Raw genomic sequence first — 22,196 nt, 5'->3', positions numbered from 1 at the left:
GCGAGGAGCGTGGGCACCTCGCGCCGCTCAGGCCCCCACCGCACCACCTCCGTACAGCTCTCCGTACGACGGCCACGCCCCGCCCGGCCCGTCCATCGACTCCGCGGCGCGCACCGCGCGGACGATCGCGCGCGTCACCACATCCGCGCCCGCGGCGAGGATCTCGTTGAGCGCGAGCGGGCTCGCGGCGTCGAGCGGGCGGGCACCCGTCGCCAGCGCGAACACCGTGTCGCCGTCGTTGAGCAGATGCACCGGCCGCACGGCGCGCGCGATGCCGTCGTGGGCGGTGCCCGCCAGCTTCTGCGCCTGCGCCTTGGAAAGGTCCGCGTCGGTGGCGACGACGGCGAGGGTCGTGTTCAGCGGGGGAGGGGCGTTCGTCGCCGCGACCTCGGCGAGCCGCCGCTGCGCAGTGCCGTGGACGCCCGCATCGGGGTACTCCACCCGCCCCTGGAACAACTCGCCGTACAGCACACCGGTTTCCGGATCCACCGCGTCCCCCGCCGCGTTCGCCACCACCAGCGCCCCGACGGTGACCCCCGACCCGAGCACCACGCTCGCCGTCCCCACCCCGCCCTTCAACGTCCCGACCACCGCCCCCGCCCCGGCGCCGACGCAGCCTTCCCGGACGCGGGCGCCTACCGCGCTCGCCGCGGCCTCCTCGACGGCCGCGCGCCCGGTCGCCGCGTCCGGCCGGGCGCGGAAGTCGCCGCCCCGTCCCAGGTCGAAGACGCACGCGGCGGGCACCACGGGCACGACGTGCGCCGGATTTGGACTCACCCGCACCCCGCGCCGCTGCTCCTCCAGCCAGGCCATCACCCCGGACGCCGCGTCGAGCCCGTAGGCGCTGCCGCCGGTCAGGACGATCGCCTCGACCTTCTGCACGACGTTGCGCGGGTCGAGGGCGTCGGTCTCCTTGGTGCCGGGCCCGCCGCCCCGCACATCGACCGAGGCGACGGCCCCGCCCTCCGGCGCGAGGACGACCGTGGTGCCGGTGAGCCAACCGCCACCGATGCGCGTCGCGTGCCCCACCCGCACACCGGCGACGTCCGTCAATGCGTCAACTGTCATGGGGTCAGTGTCGTCCAGCCCGGACCAGGCCGGACGCGCCGCACGCCGACTCACCGCCCGCACGCCGGCAGGACCACCACCGCCGGCAGGACGACCACCGGAGGCAGGGCCGTACCCTTGAGGTATGGACACCGCCCCCGACCCCGAGCCGCGCGAGCCGAAGGCCGCGCTGATCTTCGACGACCCGCTGGACCAGCAGTCCTCGGACGACACGGACAGCGGGTGGGGCGAGCGGCCGGGCGCCTGCGGCGACAGCGCGGCCGACCTGAAGCGCTTCCTCGACGAGAAGCCGCCCCACCACCTCTGAACCCGGCCGACGCCTGCCGACGGGATCCCTTCGAGGTCCGCTACGGCTCGTTGCGCCCCGACCCGCGCTGCGCGACCAGCTCGTCGCGGATCTCCTTCAGCACCTCCAGCTCGGTCACCTCGATGATCTCGTGGGCGCCTTCCTTCGCCTTCCTGCGGGCCTCCTGACGGGCCAGGTACTTCGACATCGGCAGCACCATCAGGAAGTAGACGACCGCGGCGGTGATGACGAAGCTGAGCGTCGCCCCCAGGACCGATCCCCACAGGATCATCACGCCGCTCGTGTACGTGCCGTCCGCCGCCTTCTCGCAGGGACCCTTCACGCACGAGCTGTAACTGTCGAGGTTCTTGGTGCCGATCGCCCCGACGAGCGGGTTGATGACACCCTTCACCACCGAGTTGACGATGTTGGTGAAGGCGGCGCCGATGACCACCGCTACTGCCAGGTCGACGACGTTCCCGCGCATCAGGAAGGCCTTGAAGCCGTCCAGGACGCTCGGCTCCTTCTTCTCGCTCACCTCGGGGACTCTCCTCGCACGCGCAGGTTGTGGACCAGACCGCTCCGCAACCTACGTCAGGGCCGGGCCGCTCAGTCCAGCCGGGTCGCGGGTTCCTGCGACGTGACAGGCAGTCACGCGCCAGGCGGGTCAGGCGGATCAGGCGGCTCAGCACAGGGTCACCGCCAGCCGGGCCGTCGCACCGGCGCCCACCAGCCGGAGCGCGGCGGAGCGCGGCACCGTCAGCACGACCAGCGCACCGCTGTCGGCGTCGTCGTCCAGGGCCTCGGGCACCTTCGTCACCCGCGCCCCCCGCGCGACCACGCGCGCGCCCCCGCCCGTGGCCGTTTCCTCGGACGCGATGACGTCGACCCGGTCACCGGGCCGCAGCAGTCGCACCGTCGCGCCGTCCGCGATCCGCACCGGCGCGGTCACCATCTCGACCGCGCGCCGCTCCCGTACGGGATCCGCCGCCGGATGCCCACGGGCCCGGTCGGTGTCCCGAGGGCCCGCCGCCACGAGCGCGGCCGCCGTGACGGCCAGCCCCGCGGCCACGGCCCGCCGTCGATGGCGTACCAGCCGGCGCAGTCCCAGCCGCCCGCCGCGCACCCGCACCGGTGCGAAGTGCGGCACCTCGCAGGTCGCAGGAGCGTCGGTGCCGAGCGGGCGCGGGGGAGAAGGAGTCGGAAACGGACCGACGGACGTACGGACGGACGTACCGGCGGACATGCCGAGGGACATGGGGAGCCACCACCTGCCAGGAGAGAACGGCTTGCGAGTCCCACGATGTGGCTTCGCGCCGCCGCCCGCCGAGACCGGTGGACGACCGACAGGCTGTGGACAACTCCCTCACCCGAACGGGAGATTCCGCCCACTATCCACAGCCCACTGCCCCCGGCCCACTACCGCCCACCCACCGGGCGCGCCCTACGGCAGCTCGAACCCGGGATCCATCCCCCCGAGCGCGGACGTGCACAGACAGTCCCGCTCCTCGTTCGCGGGCAGCGCGGCCACCGCGTCGAACAGCACACCCCGCAGCCGGTCCACGTTCGCCGCGAACACCCGCAGCACCTCGTCGTGCGAGACGCCCTCACCGGTCTCGGCGCCCGCGTCGAGGTCGGTGACCAGCGTCATCGAGGCGTAGCAGAGCTCGAGTTCACGGGCGAGCGCCGCCTCGGGATGACCGGTCATGCCCACCACCGACCAGCCCTGCGCCTGGTGCCACAACGATTCGGCACGGGTGGAGAAGCGCGGTCCCTCGATCACGACCAGCGTCCCGCCGTCCACCGGCTCCCAGTCCCGGCCGCGCGCCGCCTTCAGCGCCGCCGCCCTCGCGGTCGGGCAGTACGGGTCGGCCAGCGACACATGCACCACGTTCGGTACGGCGCCGCCGGGCAGCGGCAGCCCGTCGAAGTAGGACGCCGCCCGGGACTTCGTGCGGTCGACCAGCTGGTCCGGCACCAGGAGTGTGCCCGGCCCGTACTCGGGACGCAGACCGCCCACCGCGCAGGGTCCGAGGACCTGGCGCACTCCTACCGAGCGCAGCGCCCACAGGTTGGCCCGGTAGTTGATCCGGTGCGGCGGCAGATGGTGGCCGCGGCCGTGCCGGGGCAGGAAGGCGACGCGCCGACCGGCGATCTCGCCCAGGAAGAGGGAGTCGCTGGGCGCCCCGTAGGGGGTGTCCACCTGGATCTCGGTCACGTCGTCCAGGAACGAGTAGAAGCCCGAGCCGCCGATTACACCGATCTCTGCGTTCGCCATGCGGTCACACTAACCGCCGTCCGCCCACCGCCGAGAGGGGCCGCAGAAACGTCGAGAGGGCCGCGGGTAAACGCGGAGAACCCCACCGTCCGACGACGGCGGGGTCCCTGAGCGAGGTGCTACGCGGCGGAGCTGCTGCTGGTCGAGGTGCCCGAGCCCGAGGAACTCGAGCCGGACGACTTCGAGCCGGACGACGTCGACTCCGACGACTTCGAGTCCGAGGACGTCGAAGAGGTGGACGCCGACGACTTCGACGCCGGCGAGGTGCTCGACGAGGAACCGCGGCTGTCATTGCGGTAGAACCCGGAGCCCTTGAAGACGATGCCGACCGCGGAGAACACCTTCTTCAGGCGGCCACTGCAGTTGGGGCACTCGGTCAGGGCGTCGTCGGTGAACTTCTGCACCGCCTCGAGGCCCTCGCCGCACTCGGTGCACTGGTACTGGTAGGTCGGCACTGTCTTCCTCCTGGCACTCTCACTCAATGAGTGCTAACGACGGTCCATAGTGACGTATTCCTCGGGATCAGTCCACCGTGACCGGCACTCGGTGACCGACGCCACGTGCGACGGTACGGCTGCGGGGGCGCGCCGCGAGCCGGGACCGCAGCGCCAGGAGGGTCACCAGGGCGAGCAGCGTGCCGCCCATCGGCACCAGGAACCCGGCGCCGCCCCAGAAGCGGTCCTCCAGCTGTCCGGCGACGGTGACGGCGGCCGCCTGGCCGAGCGCCACCGCGCCGGTGAGCCAGGTGAAGGCCTCGGTGCGGGCGCCGGCCGGGACCAGGCCCTCCACCAGGGTGTAGCCGGTGATCAGGGCGGGCGCGATGCACATGCCGACGAGGAGGCCGAGGCCCGCCAGGACGAGCACGGAGTGCGCGGCCCACAGGCCGGACGCGGCGAGCGCGAGGGCGGCGTACCCGAGGACGAGGCGGCGCTGCGGGGCCACCTTCCACGCGATGGCGCCGCAGGCGATGCCGGAGATCATGTTTCCGGCGGCGAAGACGCCGTACAGGACGCCGTTCATACCGGGTTCGCCGATCGACTCGGTGAACGCGGCCAGCGACACCTGCATGCCGCCGAAGACGGAACCGATGCCCAGGAAGGCCACGATCAGCACGCGCACCCCGGGGATGCTCAGCGCGGAGGCGTGCTGCACGCGCGTGTGCCCGTCGGCGGTGACGGAGGGCTGCGTGCTCTTCTGCGCGGCGAACAGCAGACCGCCGATCAGCGTCAGCGCGGCCTCCGTGACCAGGCCGGCGGCCGGATCGACGGCGGTGCACAGCGCGGTGGCGAGCAGCGGGCCCATCACGAACGTCAGCTCGTCGGTGACGGACTCGAACGCCGCCGCGGTGGACATCAGGGGCGAGCCCTGGAGCTTCACGCCCCAGCGGGCGCGGACCATCGGACCGACCTGCGGGACCGAGGCGCCGGTGGGCACGGCCGCCACGAACAGCGCCCACAGGGGGGCGTCGGCCAGCGCGAGCGCGGTCAGGGTCAGACCCGCCAGCGTGTGCACCAGCACGCCGGGGATCAGGACCGCACGCTGCCCGTACCGGTCGGCGAGGCGCCCGTTCCAGGGCGCGAACAGCGCCATGGAGACGCCGGTGACGGCCGCCGCGGCACCTGCGGCGCCGTAGGAGCCGGTGGTGTGCTGCACGAGCAGCACGATGGAGATGGTGAGCATCGCGAACGGCTGGCGTGCCGCGAAGCCGGGGAGCAGGAACGTCCAGGCGCCGCGGGTGCGCAGCAGCTGTCCGTATCCCGGGCGGGAGGAAGCCGGCGAGGTCGTCGACGGCTCGGTGGTGACCGTGGATTCCACGGCCCGTGCCTTTCTGCCGCCTGGTAGCGCGGCCCCGGACAGGGGCGGTGCCGAGAGCTGTCCTCTTGCGCGGAACTGCGGTAGATACCGGCGCCACTGGGTCAGGGCGTCACGGCCGCCATACGGTCGCGCCAGCTCTGCGTCAGGCAGAGTTGGTTCGATCAAAGTGCGCCTTCATCGTACAGGGATCAGCGGGTCGTGACCCTGTGAAAACGAGCACCACAGCGCCGGAGCGCCTGTGAATAGAGGGGGGTGTGAACAGGGCGAAAAGGTGTCAACGGTCGGGGGTGTCCCCGTTCGTCCCCAGCCACCCGGCCAGCTTGCCGCCGCGGCCCACGGCCCGCAGGCGCCGCTCGGCGGCGTCCCGCACCGGGTCGGTGGCGACCACGAGCAGTTCGTCCCCGCGCCGCAGCACCGTCGTGGGCAGGGGCACGAACGACGTCCCCTCCCGCACGACCAGGGTGACGGCGGCGCCGGGGGGCAGCCTCAGCTCGTTGATCTCGACGCCGTGCATCTTCGAGTCCGGCGGGATCACGAGCGACAGCAGGTGTCCCCGCAGCCGCTCCAGCGGTGCCGACTCGATGCCGAGGTCGGCGGCGGCGTCCGCGTCCTGGCCCAGGTGCAGCTTGCGGGCCAGCCAGGGCAGGGTCGGGCCCTGGATCAGGGTGTAGACGACGACCAGGACGAAGACGATGTTGAAGATCCGGCGGCTGCCCTCGACGCCGCCGACCATCGGGATGGTCGCCAGGATGACGGGCACGGCGCCGCGCAGACCGGCCCAGGACATCAGGGCCTGCTCCTGCCAGGGCACCCGGAACGGCGTGAGGCAGAGCACCACGCTCAGCGGGCGGGCGATCATCGTCAGCACCAGGCCGATGACGAGGGCGGGCAGGATGTCGTCGCCCAGTTCGTGCGGGGTGACCAGGAGGCCGAGCAGGACGAACATGCCGATCTGGGCGATCCAGCCGAGCCCGTCGGCGAAGCCGCGGGTGGCCGGCCAGTGGGGCAGCCGGGCGTTGCCCATCACCATGGAGGCGAGGTAGACCGCCAGGAAGCCGCTGCCGTGGGCCAGGGCGCCCGCCGCGTACGCGACGACGGCGATGGCCATGACGGCGATCGGGTAGAGGCCGGAGGCGGGCAGCGCCACATGGCGCAGGCCCCAGGCGCCCAGCCAGCCCACCGCGATGCCGAGGGCGGCGCCGATGGCCAGCTCCAGCAGTATCTCGCCGACCAGCACGTACCAGTGCTCGACGGGACCGGCGTGCGAGAACGCGACCACGAGGATGACCACGGGGGCGTCGTTGAAGCCGGACTCCGCCTCCAGGGTGCCCATCACGCGCGCGGGGAGCGGGATCTTCCGCAGGACGGAGAAGACCGCCGCCGCGTCGGTGGAGGACACCACGGCCCCGACGATGAGCGCCTGGCGCCACTCGAGACCGGTCAGGTAGTGCGCGGCCGTCGCGGTCACGCCGACGCTCACCGCGACGCCGACCAGCGCGAGCGCGGAGGCCGCGGGAAGGGCCGGCTTGATCTCCTTCCACTTCGTGCCCAGACCGCCCTCGGCGAGGATCACGACCAGGGCCGCGTACCCGATGACCTGCGTCAGCTCGGCGTTGTCGAACTTGATGCCGCCGATGCCGTCCTGGCCCATGGCGACGCCGATCCCCAGGTACACGAGCAGGCTGGGGAGCCCGCTGCGCGAGGAGATCCGGACCGCTGCGACGGCGACGAGCAGGACGAGTGAGCAGACGAGCAGGAGCTCGTTGAGGTCGTGGACAGTCAGCGGCCGTTCCCTTCCCTGGCTCACGGGCACGAGCGCGTGAGCTCCGTACATAGGACACGAAGTGGCGGACTCCGTACCCAACTACTTCGTTACCTTACCTAACTCTTGACGATTTCTTGACGCTTCGCCGGTCGCGATCGAACGCTCGTCCGTCCTGGTTCCCCACTCCGCGTCAAGTGGCGCCGGGCCCTGCGCCTATGGTTGCTCCAGCGCTCATTCAAAGTCACAGCCCCGCCTGCCGCTCGCGTTAGGACAGCAAGGACAGCGATGCCCCCCAACACCACCGCCTCTACGGGTCAGCAGCCCGGCAAGTCCGGCAGGAAGAAGGGGCGCAAAGCCCGTCTGGTCGTCCTCGTGCTCGTGCTGGCCATCATCGGAGGCGTCGCGTACGGGGCGTACTGGTCGATCAGTACCGTTCGCGCCTCCTTCCCGCAGACCAAGGGGTCGATCTCGCTCGAGGGCCTGTCGGGCCCGGTCGACGTGAAGCGCGACGGCTACGGCATCCCGCAGATCTACGCCTCCTCCGACGAGGACCTGTTCATGGCGCAGGGCTACGTCCAGGCGCAGGACCGGTTCTACGAGATGGACGTGCGCCGTCACATGACGTCCGGGCGCCTGTCGGAGATGTTCGGCAAGAGCCAGGTCGACAACGACGAGTTCCTGCGCACCCTGGGCTGGGACCGGGTCGCGAAGAAGGAGTACGACACCAAGCTGTCGGACGCCACCAAGAAGTACCTCCAGGCGTACGCCAAGGGCGTCAACGCCTACCTGGCGGGCAAGGAGGGCAAGGAGCTCTCCCTGGAGTACGCCGCCCTCGGTTTCGCCAACGACTACAAGCCCGCGCAGTGGACCCCGGTCGACTCGGTCTCGTGGCTGAAGGCGATGGCCTGGGACCTGCGCGGGAACATGGAGGACGAGATCGACCGGGCCCTGCTGACCAGCCGCCTGGGCCCGCGGCAGATCGAGGACCTCTACCCGCAGTACCCCTACGACCGCAACAAGGCGATCGTCCAGGAAGGCCAGTACGACGAGCTGACCGGGACGTACGGACAGGGGAGCGGCACGTCCGGCGGCACCGCCGGGGCCGGAGCGTCCGCCGGGGACGCCTCCGCGGCCGGAACCGCCACGGACGGCACCACGGGCCTGCAGAGCCAGCTCTCGGGCCTCTACGACGTCCTGGAGGACCTGCCCACGGCCGTCGGCGTGAACGGCAACGGCATCGGCTCCAACTCCTGGGTCGTCTCCGGCGAGCACACCATCACCGGCAAGCCGCTGCTGGCCAACGACCCGCACCTGTCGGCGTCGCTGCCGTCCGTCTGGTACCAGATGGGCCTGCACTGCCGCAGCGTCTCCAGCAAGTGCCAGTACGACGTCACCGGTTACACCTTCGCGGGCCTGCCCGGTGTGATCATCGGCCACAACCGGGACATCTCCTGGGGCATGACCAACTCCGGTGTCGACGTCACCGACCTGTACCTGGAGAAGCTCACCGGCGACGGCTACCAGTACGACGGCAAGGTCAAGCCGTTCACCACCCGCGAGGAGACCATCGAGGTCGCCGGCGGCAGCCCCAAGAAGATCGTGGTCCGTGCGACCAACAACGGTCCGCTGCTCTCCGACCGCAGCGACGAACTGGTCAAGGTCGGCAAGAAGGCCGCCGTCGACACTTCGGCGCCCGACCGCGGCGACGGGTACGGCATCTCCCTGCGCTGGACCGCCCTGGACCCGGGCACCTCCATGGACGCCGTCTTCGCGATGAACCGGGCGGCGAACTGGAGCGACTTCCGCGCCGCCGCCGCCCTGTTCGACGTGCCCTCGCAGAACCTGGTCTACGCCGACACCGAGGGCCACATCGGCTACACCCTGCCCGGAAAGATCCCCACGCGCGCGGAGAACGTCGACGGCTCGATCCCGCAGCCCGGCTGGGACTCCAAGTACCGCTGGACCGGCTACGTCCCGCAGGACGAGCTGCCCTTCGAGTTCGACCCCGCGCGCGGGTACATCGTCACCGCCAACCAGGCCGTGATCGACGAGGACAAGTACCCCCACACGCTCACCACCGACTGGGGTTACGGCACGCGCAGCCAGCGCATCATCGACCTGATCAAGTCGAAGACGGACGACGGCGGCAAGATCTCCACCGACGACATGCGCCAGATGCAGCTCGACAACAGCAGCGAGATCGCGAAGCTGCTGGTGCCGAAGCTGCTGAAGCTGGACATCGCCGACAAGGACGTCCGCGAGGCCCAGAAGCTCCTCGAGGGCTGGGACTACACCCAGGACGCCGACTCGGCCGCCGCCGCCTACTTCAACTCGGTCTGGCGCAACATCCTCAAGCTCGCCTTCAGCCACAAGCTGCCCAAGGAAGTGCGGGTCAAGGGCCAGTGCCTGTGGGTCGACCCGGTGAACACCACCGGCCCGGCGGACGAGACGGAGAAGGTCCGCGAGTGCGGCCAGCGCGACGCCGAGCAGGCCCAGCCGGACGGCGGCGACCGCTGGTTCGAGGTCGTCCGCACCCTCATGGACGACGAGAAGAGCGACTGGTGGAAGACGCCGAAGTCGGGCACCCGCCCCAAGGCCGACAACCGTGACGAGCTGTTCGTGCGCGCCATGATCGACGCCCGCTGGGAGCTGACCGCCAAGCTCGGCAAGGACATCGACACCTGGAGCTGGGGCCGGCTGCACCGCCTGTTCCTGAAGAACCAGACCCTGGGCACCGACGGCCCCGGCTTCCTCCAGTACGTCCTCAACCGCGGCCCGTGGAAGCTCAGCGGCGGCGAGGCGGCGGTCAACGCCACCGGCTGGAACGCCGCCGGCGGCTACGGCGTCGTCTGGGTGCCGTCGATGCGGATGGTGGTCAACCTCGGCGACCTCGACAAGTCGAAGTGGATCAACCTCACCGGCGCCTCCGGGCACGCCTACAGCGCCCACTACACCGACCAGACGGACAAGTGGGCCGACGGCGAGCTGCTGGACTGGTCCTTCTCCGACGGCGCGGTCGACAAGAGCACGAGCGACTCCCTGGTCCTGAAGCCGTGACCGGCGGCCGGTGACCGAACGAAAGGGCCCTCCACACGCGCGTGGAGGGCCCTTTCGCCTATGCGGGCTGCGGGCCCGAACGGGCGGCTCAGGGCGCCGGGAAGCGGCGTACGCCCGACGGCGTCACCACCGCCTGCACCGGCCGGTCGTGCGCCTCCGCAGGGACCCGCTCGACGACCTCCGTGTCGTACAGCAGCACCACCAGCGCCGGGTGCGCGTCCGCGCGCTCCAGGCGGGCGAGCACCCGGTCGTAGGAGCCCCCGCCGCGGCCCAGGCGCATGCCGCGCGCGTCCACCGCGAGCCCGGGCAGCAGCACCACGTCCGCGGTGGTCACGGCGTCCGGTCCGAGGCGTTCCCCGGACGGCTCGAGGAGGGTCATCCGTTCGCCGTGCCGGACCGGCGCGAGAGAGCTCTCGCCGGTGTACACGCCCCAGTCGAGGTCGTTGTCGGGCAGGAGGGCGGGGAGCAGGACGCGCACGCCCCGCGCGCGCAGCGCGTCCAGCAGCGCCGGCGTGCCCGGCTCGCTCCCCACGGAGACGTACGCCGCCACCGTGCGCGCCCGCGCCAACTCGGGCAGCCGCAGCGCCCGGTCCGCCAGCGCGACCCCGGACTCCCGCACGTCATCGGCCGTCAACCTGCTTCTCACCGCGAGGAAGTCCCGCCGCAACGTTCGCTTGTCAGGCTCAGCCGGACGTCCGATCTGACTCAACGGTCGCACCCGTACCCTTCCAATACGCTCATATGAGAGCCAACAAACCGGAGCCACAGATTCCCTGCAAAGGCACCGGATAAGGTTGCGGGCATGACTCAGTCGCACCCTCGGATCAGCAAGGCTGTCATTCCCGCAGCAGGTCTGGGCACCCGGTTTCTGCCGGCCACCAAGGCCACTCCCAAGGAGATGCTGCCGGTCGTCGACAAGCCGGCGATCCAGTATGTGGTCGAAGAGGCCGTCTCGGCGGGCCTCGACGACGTCCTCATGATCACGGGCCGCAACAAGCGCCCCCTGGAGGACCATTTCGACCGCAACTACGAGCTGGAGTCGGCCCTTCAGAAGAAGGGCGACGCCGACCGGCTCGCCAAGGTGCAGGAGTCCAGCGACCTCGCGACCATGCACTACGTCCGCCAGGGCGACCCCAAGGGCCTCGGCCACGCCGTGCTGTGCGCGGCCCCGCACGTGGGCCACGAGCCCTTCGCCGTCCTCCTCGGCGACGACCTCATCGACCCGCGCGACCCGCTCCTCAAGCGCATGGTCGAGGTGCAGGAGCTGCACGGCGGCAGCGTCATCGCGCTCATGGAGGTCGCTCCCGAGCAGATCCACCTCTACGGCTGCGCGGCCGTCGAGCCCACCCAGGACGGCGACGTCGTCAAGGTGACCGGCATGGTGGAGAAGCCCGATGCCGCGGACGCCCCGTCGAACTACGCGATCATCGGCCGGTACGTCCTCGACCCGCACATCTTCGACATACTGCGCAAGACCGAGCCCGGTCGCGGCGGCGAGATCCAGCTCACCGACGCCCTCCAGCAGCTCGCCGAGGACGAGAAGGTCGGCGGCCCGGTGCACGGCGTCGTCTTCAAGGGGCGCCGCTATGACACCGGTGACCGTGGCGACTACCTGCGTGCCATTGTCAGACTCGCATGCGAACGTGAAGACCTGGGCCCGGACTTCCGGACCTGGCTTCGCAGTTACGTAGCCGAGGAGATGTAGCCACTTTGAGCAGCGCCGCGCCCCGCACCACCGGCCGGGACCACCTGTGGTCGGTGGACGAGCACCTGGAGGACATCCTCGCGACCGTCCGCCCCCTCGAACCCATCGAGCTGCAACTCCTCGACGCCCAGGGCTGTGTCCTGATCGAGGACGTGACGGTGCCGGTCTCCCTGCCGCCGTTCGACAACAGCTCCATGGACGGGTACGCGGTGCGGGTCGCCGATGTCGCGGGCGCGAGCGAGGAGTTCCCGGCGGTCCTGGAGGTCGTCGGGGACGTCGCCGCGGGACAGGCGGAGCTGCTCCGGGTGGGCCCGGGCCAGGCCGCCCGCATCATGACCGGCGCCCCGCTGCCGCCCGGCGCGGAGACGGTCGTCCCCGTCGAGTGGACGGACGGCGGCCTCGGCGAGGGCCCGGTGGCCGGGATGCGCGCGCGCAGTCTCGCCCCCGAGGGCGCCTCCGGAGACGTGCACGTGTACCGGCCCGCCGGGGCACGCGCGCATGTGCGCGCCAAGGGCAGCGACGTGAAGGCCGGTGACCGCGCCCTGGAGGCCGGCACCGTCCTCGGCCCGCCGCAGATCGCGCTGCTCGCCGCGATCGGCCGCGGCACGGTCCGTGTGCGCCCGCGCCCGCGCGTGGTCGTGATGTCCACCGGCAGCGAACTCGTCCAGCCCGACGAGCAGTTGCGCGACGGCCAGATCTACGACTCCAACAGCTTCGCCCTCACCGCGGCCGCCCGGGACGCCGGTGCCATCGCCTACCGCGTGGGCGCCGTCGCCGACGACGCCGAGACGCTCCGCGACACCATCGAGGACCAGCTGGTGCGCGCCGACCTCATGGTCACCACCGGCGGGGTGAGCGTCGGGGCGTACGACGTCGTCAAGGAGGCGCTGCAGTCCGTCGCCGACGAGGACGAGGCGGGCAGCGGCATCGACTTCCGCAAGCTCGCCATGCAGCCCGGCAAGCCCCAGGGCTTCGGCTCCATCGGCCCCGACCACACGCCGCTGCTGGCCCTCCCCGGCAACCCCGTCTCCTCGTACGTCTCCTTCGAGCTGTTCGTCCGTCCCGCGATCCGCACGCTCATGGGCCTGAAGGACGTCCACCGGCCGCGCGCGACGGCGACCCTCACCGCGGACAAGGCGCTGACCTCGCCGAAGGGGCGCCGGCAGTTCCTGCGCGGGCTGTACGCCGACGGTGCCGTGACCCCGGTCGGCGGCGCCGGATCGCATCTGGTCGCCGCCCTCGCGCACGCCGACGCGCTGATCGTCGTCCCCGAGGACACCGAGTCCGTGGAGCCCGGCGCCGAGGTCGAGGTCGTCCTGCTCGGCTGAGCGCACGCGCGCGTGCCGGTGCTGCTCCGGTGCGCGCGCCGACTTGGCGGTACCGTGTCGCGCACAGCAGGCCCAGCGCCGCACCGCCACGGGCCCGGACCGGGAGCGCCACACAGCATGAGTACGCAGGACCGACTGACGCACATCGACGAGGCGGGCGCGGCCCGCATGGTCGACGTATCGGAGAAGGACGTGACGGCGCGCACCGCCCGCGCGAGCGGGCGCGTCCTGGTCTCGCCCCGGGTGATCGAGCTGCTGCGCGGCGAGGGCGTCCCCAAGGGCGACGCGCTGGCCACCGCGCGGATCGCGGGCATCATGGGCGCCAAGCGCACGCCGGACCTGATCCCGCTGTGCCACCCGTTGTCGGTGTCGGGTGTGAAACTGGACCTGTCGGTCGCGGACGACGCCGTGGAGATCCTGGCCACCGTCAGGACCACCGACCGCACGGGCGTCGAGATGGAGGCCCTCACCGCGGTCTCCGTCGCCGCGCTCACCGTGATCGACATGGTCAAGGCGGTCGACAAGGGAGCGGTCATCACCGACGTACGGGTCGAGGAGAAGACGGGCGGCAAGTCGGGCGACTGGAGCCGGGCATGACCGCCGGGACCCGCCGCGCCCTGGTCGTGACCGCCTCCAACCGGGCCTCCGCGGGCGTCTACGAGGACAAGGGCGGCCCGCTGATCGCCGCGGGGCTCACCGGCTTCGGGTTCGCCGTGGACGGCCCCCAGGTGGTGCCCGACGGGGACCCCGTGGAGGCCGCGCTGCGCGCCGCCGTGGACGCCGGGTACGACGTCGTCGTCACCACCGGCGGCACCGGCATCTCGCCGACCGACCGGACGCCCGAGGCGACCCGCGCGGTGATCGACCACGAGGTGCCGGGCATCGCGGAGGCGATCCGGGCGTTCGGACGCGACAAGGTGCCGACCGCCGCCCTCTCCCGGGGACTGGCCGGGGTCGCAGGACGCACGCTGATCATCAACCTGCCGGGCTCCACCGGCGGGGTGAAGGACGGACTCGCCGTCCTCGAACCCCTGCTGGTCCACGCCGTCGACCAGATCCGCGGCGGCGATCACCCCAGACCCGGCGCCGGCAGTGGGGGTGCGAGCTGAACAGCCCCTCCTGGCCCGTCGTACTGGCGGACGGCGGTGTCGTCCTCCGGCCGATAAAGATGCGCGACCAACGGGCCTGGCGCGAGGTCAACCGGCGCAACCGGGACTGGCTGCGCCCCTGGGAGGCGACCATTCCGCCGCCCACGCCCAGCGGGCCGGTCACGCACCGGCCGACCTACCGCCAGATGGTCCGGCATCTGCGCTCCGAGGCGAACGCGGGCCGCATGCTGCCCTTCGTCATCGAGTACGAGGGCCGTCTGGTGGGGCAGTTGACGGTCGCCGGGATCACCTGGGGCTCCATGTGCTCGGGGCACGTCGGCTACTGGGTGGACGAGAGCGTCGCCGGCCGCGGAGTGATGCCGACGGCCGTGGCGCTCGTGGTGGACCACTGTTTCCGCACCGTCGGACTGCACCGCGTCGAGGTCTGCATTCGCCCGGAGAACGGACCGAGCCGCCGGGTGGTGGAGAAACTCGGATTCCGCGAGGAGGGGCTCCGGCCCCGTTATCTCCACATCGACGGCGCCTGGCGCGACCATCTCGTCTTCGCCCTGACGGCGGAAGAGGTGCCCGACGGTCTGCTGAGCCGCTGGCACCGGACGCAGCGCGCACGCAGGGGAATCCAGCACAACCCCGGTAATTGAATATCTGTTCGAAATTGATCGCTGTGTGATCACATCGGCACTCTGAATTACGCATCCTCTGCGACCTGCTGATCGCATCGATCACAAAAAAATTTCGAAATATCAGCCAGATCGTGCGACACACCGGCTCAATTGGCAGATGGCCTCACACAAACCCCTCTACCGTGTGAGGCGTGAGCAGCAGCGGCCTCATCTACGCAGTCATTGTCGGGGCCTGGGCCGCCTACTTGGTGCCGATGTGGCTCCGTAGGCAGGACGAGCTGAACGAGGCCCGTCCGACGGAACGCTTCAGCACCGCCATCCGGCTGCTGTCCGGACGGGCGGGGATGGAGCGCCGGTACGCCAAGGACCTGCGCGCACGCTCCGCCGACGAGGGGGAGCCCAGCGCCGTCGACCCGGACGGCGTCACCGCATCGGTGGACGTCCGGGCCTTCGCCATGCCTCCGACGCGCCCCCAGGCACAGGCAGTGGTGCCCCCGCGCGCGGAGGAGCAGGAACGGGCCGAACCGGTGCGCGCGCAGACCGCCGCGCCGGCGCCCGAACCCGTCCCGGCGCAGCAGCCCCCCACGGCGCAAAAGGCCGTCCCGGCGGCACGGCGCACACCGCCCACCGCCGCCGCGGAGGCGGCCGCGGCGCGCGCCCGGCGCTCCAAGGCGCTCGCCCGCCGACGGCGTACCACCGTGATGCTCTTCCTCGCCTTCACCTGCGGCACGATCGTCGCCGCCGTCGGCGGGCTCGCGTTCCTGTGGGCGCCCGGCGTGCCCGCCGTGCTGCTCAGCGCGTACATCGCGTATCTGCGCAGCCAGGAGCGCCGCCGCTTCGCCTACCAGATGGACCGCCGCCGTGCCGAGGTCGCCGCGCAGCGGCTGAAGGAGCGCGCGCGCCAGCCGCGTCGGCGGGCGCCCGCCGACAGCGGCGCGCAGACGGACGAGCCCGGCGAAGGCCCCGCTCCGGAGACCGACCCGGGGCTGTCCGCGCTGGCCGCGGACCGGCGGGCGCTCGTCGAGCAGACCGATCACGCCGAGTGGGTCGATCAGCAGCGCGAGCGCCAGCGGCGGCCGGGGCAGGGCGACAGCTGGGACCCGGTGCCGGTACCCCTCCCGACGTACGTGACCGCGCCGGTCGCGCCGCGGGCCACCGCCGATGTGGACCTCGGGGCGCCGGACGCGTGGAGCTCGGCCCGCTCCAGTGCGGTCGCGCCGGAGCAGGAGGCGGAGTCCCGCGCGGCCGCGGCCGAGGAGTCGGAGGCGGCGGCCGACGAGGAGCGGGCGGACGGCGGCGGGCGCAGTGACGCCCGCCGGGCCGCGTCCGCCCGGCGGGCCCGTGAGCGGGGACGCACGCCGCTGTTCGACCAGTACGAGGACGGCGGGCGACCGCGCGCGGCCAACGAGTAGGGGCCCGGAACGGATTTCCAGGCGGGCGGATCGGGATGCTAGAGTTTCACTCGTTGCAAGGGCCTGTGGCGCAGTCCGGTAGCGCACCTCGTTCGCATCGAGGGGGCCAGGGGTTCGAATCCCCTCAGGTCCACCGCAACAACTGCACCTGAGAAATCCGGGCAGTTGACGAGATCCCGTCCGATCGGTTGATCGGGCGGGATCTTTTGTGTGTCCAACTCCACCCGGTCCGCGGGTGGCTGGCCCGCTTCAGGGCGTGAGCGGCTTGGCGAAGCACAGGCTCAGTTCGTGGAAGCGGTAGTAGCCGAACTTCGTGCACGGCTCGTAACCGCTGGACCGGTACAGGGCGACGGCCTCCGGCTGCTTGGTGCCCGTCTCCAGCACCATGCGCAGCCTGCCCGCCGCGCGGGCGTCCTCCTCCAGGGCGGCGAGGATGCGCCGGGCGAGGCCCCGGCCGCGCATGGCGTCGATCACATACATCCGCTTCAGCTCGGCGTCCCCGTCGAGGTTGCCCTCGCCGTTCGCGTCGCGGACGCGCCAGCCGCCCGAGGCGACCGGGGAGTCGTACGCGTCGTAGGCGATCAGGTACACGCCGTTCGGCGGTTCGAAGTCGGCCGGGTCCATGGGAGTGGCGTCACCGCCGTCCCCGTAGCGGACGTCGTACTCGGCCTGGACGGCGTCGTTGAGCTTGACGGCGTCGGGGTGGTCGAAGGGGACGCGACGTATGTGCATGCGGGCAACCGTACATTCATGGGAAGTCGGAATCTGGACTCGGTCCAGTGTGCCGGTATCGTGCCCGGGTGCTCACTGTGACCTCCGTAAATGTGAACGGGCTGCGTGCCGCCGCGAAGAAGGGCTTCGTCGAGTGGCTCGCCGCGACCGCCGCCGATGTGCTGTGCCTCCAAGAGGTGCGCGCCGAGCCCGAGCAACTGCCGGAGGCCGTGCGCGCGCCCGAGGGCTGGCACGCCGTGCACGCGCCCGCCGCCGCCAAGGGCCGGGCGGGGGTGTCCCTCTACACGCGCCGCGAGCCCGACCGGGTCCGGGTCGGCTTCGGGTCGAGCGAGTTCGACGCGAGCGGACGGTACGTCGAGGCCGACCTGCCCGGTGTGACGGTCGCCTCCCTGTACCTGCCCTCCGGGGAGGTCGGCACCGAGCGCCAGGACGAGAAGGTCCGCTTCATGGGCGAGTTCCTGGCCCACCTCAAGGAGCTGCGCGAGCGCGCCGCCGCCGACGGGCGCGAGGTCGTGGTCTGCGGCGACTGGAACATTGCCCACCAGCGGGCGGACCTGCGGAACTGGCGCGGCAACACCAAGAGCTCCGGGTTCCTGCCCGAGGAGCGCGAGTGGCTCGGGCGGGTGCTCGACCCGGCCGAGGGCGGGTACGTCGACGTCGTGCGCGCCCTGCACCCGGACGCCGAGGGGCCGTACTCCTGGTGGTCGTACCGGGGGCGGGCCTTCGACAACGACACGGGCTGGCGCATCGACTACCAGATGGCCACCCCGGGGCTCGCGGACCGGGCGGTCAAGGGGTTCGTGGAGCGTGCGGCCAGCCACGCGGAGCGCTGGTCCGACCATGCGCCGGTCACGGTGGTCTACGACCGCTAGCCGGCGCTACGACCGTTTGCGCAGCCTCCTGTCCAGGGCCAGGGACAGCTCCGCCTCCACCACGCTCTTGGCGAGGGGGCGCAGCCGGGGGAGGTCCTCCTCGCCGGCGTGGCGCAGGATCAGGTCGGCGAAGAGGTCGGCGAGGACGTCGGCGTGGACGCGCAGTTCCTTGCCCGCGGCGAGGACCTCGGCGAGCGGGATGCCCTCGCGGACCAGGGCCGCCGACACGTCCAGCAGCCGGCCGCTGATGTGGACGATGTCCTGGCCGTCGGTGGCGAGATAGCCGAGTTCCAGGGCGGCGGCGAAGTTCTCTGGAGTGACCTCGCCGGCGAAGCGGTCGGCGAGTTCCTCGGGGGTGAGGCGGACCGGGACCTCCTCCGTGGGGGTGTCCATGCCGAGCAGGTCGGCGACGTCCCGGCCGTGGTCGAAGGCCTCGGCGAGGTCCGCGATGCCGCTGAGGGTGTGGCCGCGTTCCAGCAGGGCCGAGATGGTGCGCAGCCGCGCCAGGTGGCGTTCGTCGTACCAGGCGATGCGGCCCTCGCGGCGGGGTGGCGGGATGAGCCCCCGTTCGCGGTAGAAGCGCAGCGTGCGCACGGTGATGCCGGCCAGCCGGGCCAGCTCCTCCATGCGGTACTCGTGTCGGCCCTCGGGTCGTCCAGCGTCTTCTGCCACGCGGGAAGCCTATGGCGTACCGGGGGTAACTTTCCTTCGCCCACCCCCTACCCATGAGTACGGAGCTGCTCTACCCTCCGACTGTGCCAGTGTTCACTGGCAGAGTCGTATGGCGCTGGAGGGTGTCGGGATGACCGAACACGAGCATGTACGGGTGGCGGTGGTCGGGTCCGGGTTCGGAGGGCTCGGGGCCGCGGTGCGGCTGCGGCGGGAGGGCGTCACCGACTTCGTCGTCCTGGAGCGGGCGTCGAGCGTCGGCGGCACCTGGCGGGACAACAGCTATCCCGGCTGCGCCTGTGACGTCCCGTCCCACCTGTACTCCTTCTCCTTCGCGCCGAACCCGGACTGGCCGCGCACCTTCTCCGGCCAGGAGCACATCCGCGCCTACCTGGAGCACGTCACGGACGTCTTCCGGCTGCGCCCGCACATCCGCTTCGACTCGGAGGTGAAGCGGATGGCGTGGAACGCCGAGCGGCTGTGCTGGGACATCGAGACCACCAGCGGGAACCTCTCCGCCGACGTCGTCGTCTCCGCGACCGGGCCGCTGTCCGACCCCAAGATGCCGGACGTCCCGGGTCTCGACTCCTTCCCCGGCAAGGTCTTCCACTCCGCCCGCTGGGACCACGACTACGACCTGCGCGGCAAGCGCGTCGCGATGGTCGGCACCGGCGCCTCCGCCATCCAGATCGTGCCGGCCATCCAGCCGGAGGTCTCCCGGCTCACCCTCTTCCAGCGCACTCCGCCGTGGGTGATGCCGCGCATGGACCGCGCGATCAGCGGGGCGGAGCGCTGGCTGCACCGGCGGCTGCCCTTCACCACCCAGGCCCGGCGCGGTCTGCTGTGGGGCATCCGGGAGATGCAGGTCCAGGCCTTCACCAAGCGCCCGAACGAACTGGGCCTGGTGGAGAAGCTGGCCAAGCAGAACATGGCCCGCGCCATCAAGGACCCGGCCCTGCGCGCCAAGCTCACCCCCGACTACCGCATCGGCTGCAAGCGGATCCTGCTCAGCAGCGAGTACTACCCGGCGATCGCCCGGCCCAACGTCGACGTCGTCGCCAGTGGGCTCGCCGAGATCCGCGGCTCGACGGTCGTCGCCGCCGACGGCACCGAGGCCGAGGTCGACGCGATCGTCTTCGGCACCGGCTTCCACGTCACCGACATGCCCATCGCGGACCGGGTCGTGGGCGCCGACGGGCAGACGCTCGCCGAGTCGTGGAAGGGCGGCATGGAGGCGCTGCGGGGCGCGTCCGCCGCCGGGTTCCCGAACTGGATGACGATCATCGGGCCCAACACGGGGCTCGGCAACTCGTCGATGATCCTGATGATCGAGAGCCAGCTCAACTACCTCGCCGACTTCATGCGGCAGTTGGACGTGCTCGGCGGCCGGGTCGCACTCGACGCCCGCGCGAGCGCCGTGCACGCCTGGAACCGGCGTGTGCAGGAGCGGATGCAGCGCACCGTGTGGAACACCGGCGGCTGCACCAGCTGGTACCTGGACGAGAACGGGCGCAACACCACCGTCTGGCCGGGCACGACGAGCGAGTTCCGGCGTGCGACCCGGCGGGTGGATCTCGCGGAGTACACCGTCGTGCGCCCCGGGGAGCACGAGGACGCGCCGAGTGCCGTGGCCGAGCAGTCCGCAGAGGCGGGCGAGCGCTCGGAGGTGGACGCATGAGCCGCCTGATGCACGTGAGCTCCGGCCCCTACGCCCCGCCCACCCCGGCCCGCGTCCTCACCGCGACCTCCGCCGACGGCGCCGGCCTGCATGTGGAGGTGCATGGCCCCGACGGCGCACCCCCCGTCGTCCTCGCCCACGGCTGGACCTGCTCGACCGCCTTCTGGGCGGCGCAGATACGCGAGCTGGCCACCGACCACCGGGTCATCGCCTACGACCAGCGCGGCCACGGACGGAGCCCGGCGAGCCGGGCCTGCGGGACCGAGGCGCTCGCCGACGACCTGGAAGCCGTACTGAAGGAGACCCTCGCGCCGGCCGAGAAGGCGGTCGTGGTGGGGCATTCGATGGGCGGGATGACGGTGCTGGCCGCGGCCGGCCGGCCGGCGTTCCGGGAGCACGCGGCCGCCGTGCTGCTGTGCAGCACCGGCTCGTCACGGCTGGTGGCCGAGGCCACGGTCCTACCGATGCGGGCCGGGCGGCTGCGGACGTGGCTGACCAAGCGGGTGCTCGGCTCGCGGGCACCGCTCGGGCCGGTCACTCCGCTCGCCCGGCGGATCCTCAAGTACGCCACCATGGGGCCCGGTTCGGCGCCGCACATGGTCGAGGCGTGCGCGCGGATCGTGCACGCCTGTCCGCGAGCGGTGCGGCACTCCTGGTCGCAGGTGCTGGATCTGCTCGATCTCGACCACGGCGTCCGGGAGTTGACGGTACCGGCCGCGATCGTCGTCGGGACCGCCGACCGGCTCACCCCGCCGGTGCACGCGCGGTCGCTGGCCGCCGCGCTGCCCACCTGCGTCGGGCTCACCGAGCTCCCCGGGGTCGGGCACATGACGCCGGTGGAGGCGCCCGAGCTGATCAGCGCCCGGATACGTGAACTCGTCGTCACTTACGCACAGATCAAGGAGGGCGCATGAGCAGGGTGAGCCTCGAAGGACAGGTCGCCGTCGTCACCGGAGCGGCGCGGGGCGTGGGCGAACTGCTCGCCCGCAAGCTCTCCGCGCGCGGGGCGAAGGTGGCGCTGGTCGGGCTGGAGCCGGACGCGCTCAAGCAGGTCTCCGAGCGGCTGCACAGCGAGAGCGACCACTGGCACGCCGACGTCACCGACCACGAGGCGATGGCGCGGGTCGCGCAGGAGGTCAAGGAGCGGTTCGGGAAGGTCGACATCGTGGTGGCCAACGCCGGTGTCGCCTCCGGGGGGCCGTTCGTGGACTCCGATCCGGTGGCGTGGCGGCGGGTCATCGAGGTGAACCTCATCGGATCGGCGGTGACCGCGCGGGCGTTCCTGCCGGTGCTCATGGAGAGCCGCGGCTATCTGCTCCAGATCGCCTCCCTCGCCGCCATCACCCCGGCGCCGATGATGACCGCCTACTGCGCGTCCAAGTCGGGCGTGGAGGCCTACGCGCACAGCCTGCGCGCCGAGGTCGGCTACAAGGGCGTGCGGGTGGGCGTGGGGTATCTGTCCTGGACCGACACGGACATGGTGCGCGGTGCCGACCAGGACGACGTGATGCGGGAACTGCGGCAGCGGCTGCCGTGGCCGTCGAACAAGACCTATCCGCTGGGCCCCGCGGTCGACCGGATCGTCGCCGGTATCGAGCGGCGCTCGAGCCATGTGTACGGCCAGTGGTGGCTGCGCGGGATGCAGGGCGTGCGGGGGTATCTGCCGGCGGTCATCGGGACCGTCGGGCAGCGCGAGATGCGGCGGTTCGCGGACCGGCTGGACGGGATGCGGATGGGGCTCGTCGGGGCGGGCGGCGCGGCCGACGAACAGGAGAGGACTACGCACCGTAACTGATCGA

At 71.7% G+C, this 22,196-nt stretch carries 22 protein-coding genes and 1 tRNA gene; 13 read left to right on the top strand and 10 right to left on the bottom strand.

The annotated features are described in order from the left end of the window. Positions 1 to 27 precede the first annotated feature (27 nt). Positions 28 to 1,068 carry a P1 family peptidase gene (locus M8H82_RS26610; RefSeq protein ID WP_250077575.1) on the bottom strand — a complete coding sequence of 347 codons (1,041 nt, stop codon included), beginning with the start codon at positions 1,066 to 1,068 and terminating at the stop codon, positions 28 to 30. A 124-nt stretch (positions 1,069 to 1,192) separates the two neighbouring features. Between M8H82_RS26610 and M8H82_RS26605 the strand changes: the two genes are divergently transcribed. Next, a complete protein-coding gene (locus M8H82_RS26605; protein WP_250077574.1) occupies positions 1,193 to 1,375 on the top strand; it encodes a hypothetical protein in 183 nt (60 codons plus the stop codon). A gap of 40 nt (positions 1,376 to 1,415) precedes the next feature. On the opposite strand, the gene mscL is transcribed toward M8H82_RS26605, so the two are convergent. The 6 genes from mscL to M8H82_RS26575 all read right to left on the bottom strand — a co-directional run bounded on the left by mscL (position 1,416) and on the right by M8H82_RS26575 (position 7,281). Then, entirely contained in the window at positions 1,416 to 1,892 is a 477-nt protein-coding gene (gene mscL / locus M8H82_RS26600) for a large conductance mechanosensitive channel protein MscL (protein WP_250077573.1), read from the bottom strand. 147 nt (positions 1,893 to 2,039) lie between these two features. Further along, positions 2,040 to 2,612: a hypothetical protein gene (locus M8H82_RS26595; RefSeq protein ID WP_374211699.1), complete on the bottom strand. Its 573-nt coding sequence runs from the start codon at positions 2,610 to 2,612 to the stop codon at positions 2,040 to 2,042. A 186-nt stretch (positions 2,613 to 2,798) separates the two neighbouring features. Beyond that, complete coding sequence (locus M8H82_RS26590; RefSeq protein ID WP_250077572.1) at positions 2,799 to 3,632, bottom strand: S-methyl-5'-thioadenosine phosphorylase; 834 nt, start codon at positions 3,630 to 3,632, stop codon at positions 2,799 to 2,801. 119 nt (positions 3,633 to 3,751) lie between these two features. After that, a complete protein-coding gene (locus tag M8H82_RS26585; protein ID WP_250077571.1) occupies positions 3,752 to 4,087 on the bottom strand; it encodes an FmdB family zinc ribbon protein in 336 nt (111 codons plus the stop codon). Positions 4,088 to 4,154: 67 nt separating this feature from the next. Then, entirely contained in the window at positions 4,155 to 5,447 is a 1,293-nt protein-coding gene (locus M8H82_RS26580) for an MFS transporter (RefSeq protein ID WP_250077570.1), read from the bottom strand. 274 nt (positions 5,448 to 5,721) lie between these two features. Next, entirely contained in the window at positions 5,722 to 7,281 is a 1,560-nt protein-coding gene (locus M8H82_RS26575) for a potassium/proton antiporter (RefSeq protein WP_284049362.1), read from the bottom strand. 216 nt (positions 7,282 to 7,497) lie between these two features. On the opposite strand from M8H82_RS26575, the gene M8H82_RS26570 reads away from it, so the two are divergent. Continuing rightward, on the top strand, positions 7,498 to 10,269 hold the full coding sequence (locus tag M8H82_RS26570) for a penicillin acylase family protein (protein WP_250077568.1): 2,772 nt from the start codon (positions 7,498 to 7,500) through the stop codon (positions 10,267 to 10,269). A gap of 88 nt (positions 10,270 to 10,357) precedes the next feature. Here M8H82_RS26570 and M8H82_RS26565 read toward each other — a convergent pair whose 3' ends face one another. Continuing rightward, a complete protein-coding gene (locus M8H82_RS26565; protein WP_250077567.1) occupies positions 10,358 to 10,978 on the bottom strand; it encodes a 5-formyltetrahydrofolate cyclo-ligase in 621 nt (206 codons plus the stop codon). 93 nt (positions 10,979 to 11,071) lie between these two features. Between M8H82_RS26565 and galU the strand changes: the two genes are divergently transcribed. The 7 genes from galU to M8H82_RS26530 all read left to right on the top strand — a co-directional run bounded on the left by galU (position 11,072) and on the right by M8H82_RS26530 (position 16,579). Beyond that, positions 11,072 to 11,974 (top strand): UTP--glucose-1-phosphate uridylyltransferase GalU, encoded by a 903-nt coding sequence (gene galU, locus M8H82_RS26560; protein WP_250077566.1) that lies wholly within the window; start codon positions 11,072 to 11,074, stop codon positions 11,972 to 11,974. A 5-nt stretch (positions 11,975 to 11,979) separates the two neighbouring features. After that, a complete protein-coding gene (glp, locus tag M8H82_RS26555; protein ID WP_250077565.1) occupies positions 11,980 to 13,302 on the top strand; it encodes a gephyrin-like molybdotransferase Glp in 1,323 nt (440 codons plus the stop codon). Between the two features lie 117 nt (positions 13,303 to 13,419). After that, positions 13,420 to 13,899, top strand: a complete 480-nt coding sequence (moaC, locus tag M8H82_RS26550) for a cyclic pyranopterin monophosphate synthase MoaC (RefSeq protein WP_250077564.1) — start codon at positions 13,420 to 13,422, stop codon at positions 13,897 to 13,899. Further along, on the top strand, positions 13,896 to 14,411 hold the full coding sequence (locus M8H82_RS26545) for a molybdenum cofactor biosynthesis protein B (RefSeq protein WP_250077563.1): 516 nt from the start codon (positions 13,896 to 13,898) through the stop codon (positions 14,409 to 14,411). Before moaC ends, M8H82_RS26545 begins: the two co-directional genes overlap by 4 nt. Before the next feature lie 59 nt (positions 14,412 to 14,470). Then, entirely contained in the window at positions 14,471 to 15,052 is a 582-nt protein-coding gene (locus M8H82_RS26540) for a GNAT family N-acetyltransferase (protein ID WP_250077562.1), read from the top strand. Between the two features lie 173 nt (positions 15,053 to 15,225). Continuing rightward, positions 15,226 to 16,446, top strand: coding sequence for a gephyrin-like molybdotransferase receptor GlpR (gene glpR, locus M8H82_RS26535; protein ID WP_250077561.1), 1,221 nt, complete (start codon positions 15,226 to 15,228; stop codon positions 16,444 to 16,446). Between the two features lie 59 nt (positions 16,447 to 16,505). Next, positions 16,506 to 16,579, top strand: a tRNA-Ala gene (locus tag M8H82_RS26530). Positions 16,580 to 16,695: 116 nt separating this feature from the next. On the opposite strand, the gene M8H82_RS26525 is transcribed toward M8H82_RS26530, so the two are convergent. Then, on the bottom strand, positions 16,696 to 17,178 hold the full coding sequence (locus M8H82_RS26525; protein ID WP_250077560.1) for a GNAT family N-acetyltransferase: 483 nt from the start codon (positions 17,176 to 17,178) through the stop codon (positions 16,696 to 16,698). 68 nt (positions 17,179 to 17,246) lie between these two features. Between M8H82_RS26525 and M8H82_RS26520 the strand changes: the two genes are divergently transcribed. Continuing rightward, the gene (locus M8H82_RS26520) at positions 17,247 to 18,050 is read left to right on the top strand and encodes an exodeoxyribonuclease III (RefSeq protein WP_250077559.1); all 804 of its coding nucleotides are present in this window, start codon (positions 17,247 to 17,249) and stop codon (positions 18,048 to 18,050) included. A 6-nt stretch (positions 18,051 to 18,056) separates the two neighbouring features. Here the strand turns inward: M8H82_RS26520 and M8H82_RS26515 are convergent, their stop codons facing one another. Continuing rightward, positions 18,057 to 18,677: a MerR family transcriptional regulator gene (locus M8H82_RS26515; RefSeq protein WP_250077596.1), complete on the bottom strand. Its 621-nt coding sequence runs from the start codon at positions 18,675 to 18,677 to the stop codon at positions 18,057 to 18,059. A 175-nt stretch (positions 18,678 to 18,852) separates the two neighbouring features. Between M8H82_RS26515 and M8H82_RS26510 the strand changes: the two genes are divergently transcribed. The 3 genes from M8H82_RS26510 to M8H82_RS26500 are packed head-to-tail and all read left to right on the top strand — an operon-like array spanning position 18,853 to position 22,192. Next, positions 18,853 to 20,397: an NAD(P)/FAD-dependent oxidoreductase gene (locus M8H82_RS26510; RefSeq protein ID WP_250077558.1), complete on the top strand. Its 1,545-nt coding sequence runs from the start codon at positions 18,853 to 18,855 to the stop codon at positions 20,395 to 20,397. Then, the gene (locus M8H82_RS26505) at positions 20,394 to 21,311 is read left to right on the top strand and encodes an alpha/beta fold hydrolase (protein ID WP_250077557.1); all 918 of its coding nucleotides are present in this window, start codon (positions 20,394 to 20,396) and stop codon (positions 21,309 to 21,311) included. Before M8H82_RS26510 ends, M8H82_RS26505 begins: the two co-directional genes overlap by 4 nt. Next, positions 21,308 to 22,192: an SDR family oxidoreductase gene (locus tag M8H82_RS26500; protein WP_250077556.1), complete on the top strand. Its 885-nt coding sequence runs from the start codon at positions 21,308 to 21,310 to the stop codon at positions 22,190 to 22,192. Before M8H82_RS26505 ends, M8H82_RS26500 begins: the two co-directional genes overlap by 4 nt. Positions 22,193 to 22,196: the final 4 nt, after the last annotated feature.

Origin of the sequence: Streptomyces sp. YS415, from assembly GCF_023544665.1 — a bacterium.
Taxonomy (GTDB): domain Bacteria; phylum Actinomycetota; class Actinomycetes; order Streptomycetales; family Streptomycetaceae; genus Streptomyces.
Note: the sequence above shows the minus strand (reverse complement) of the source record. Positions and strands in the feature narration are given on the sequence as shown.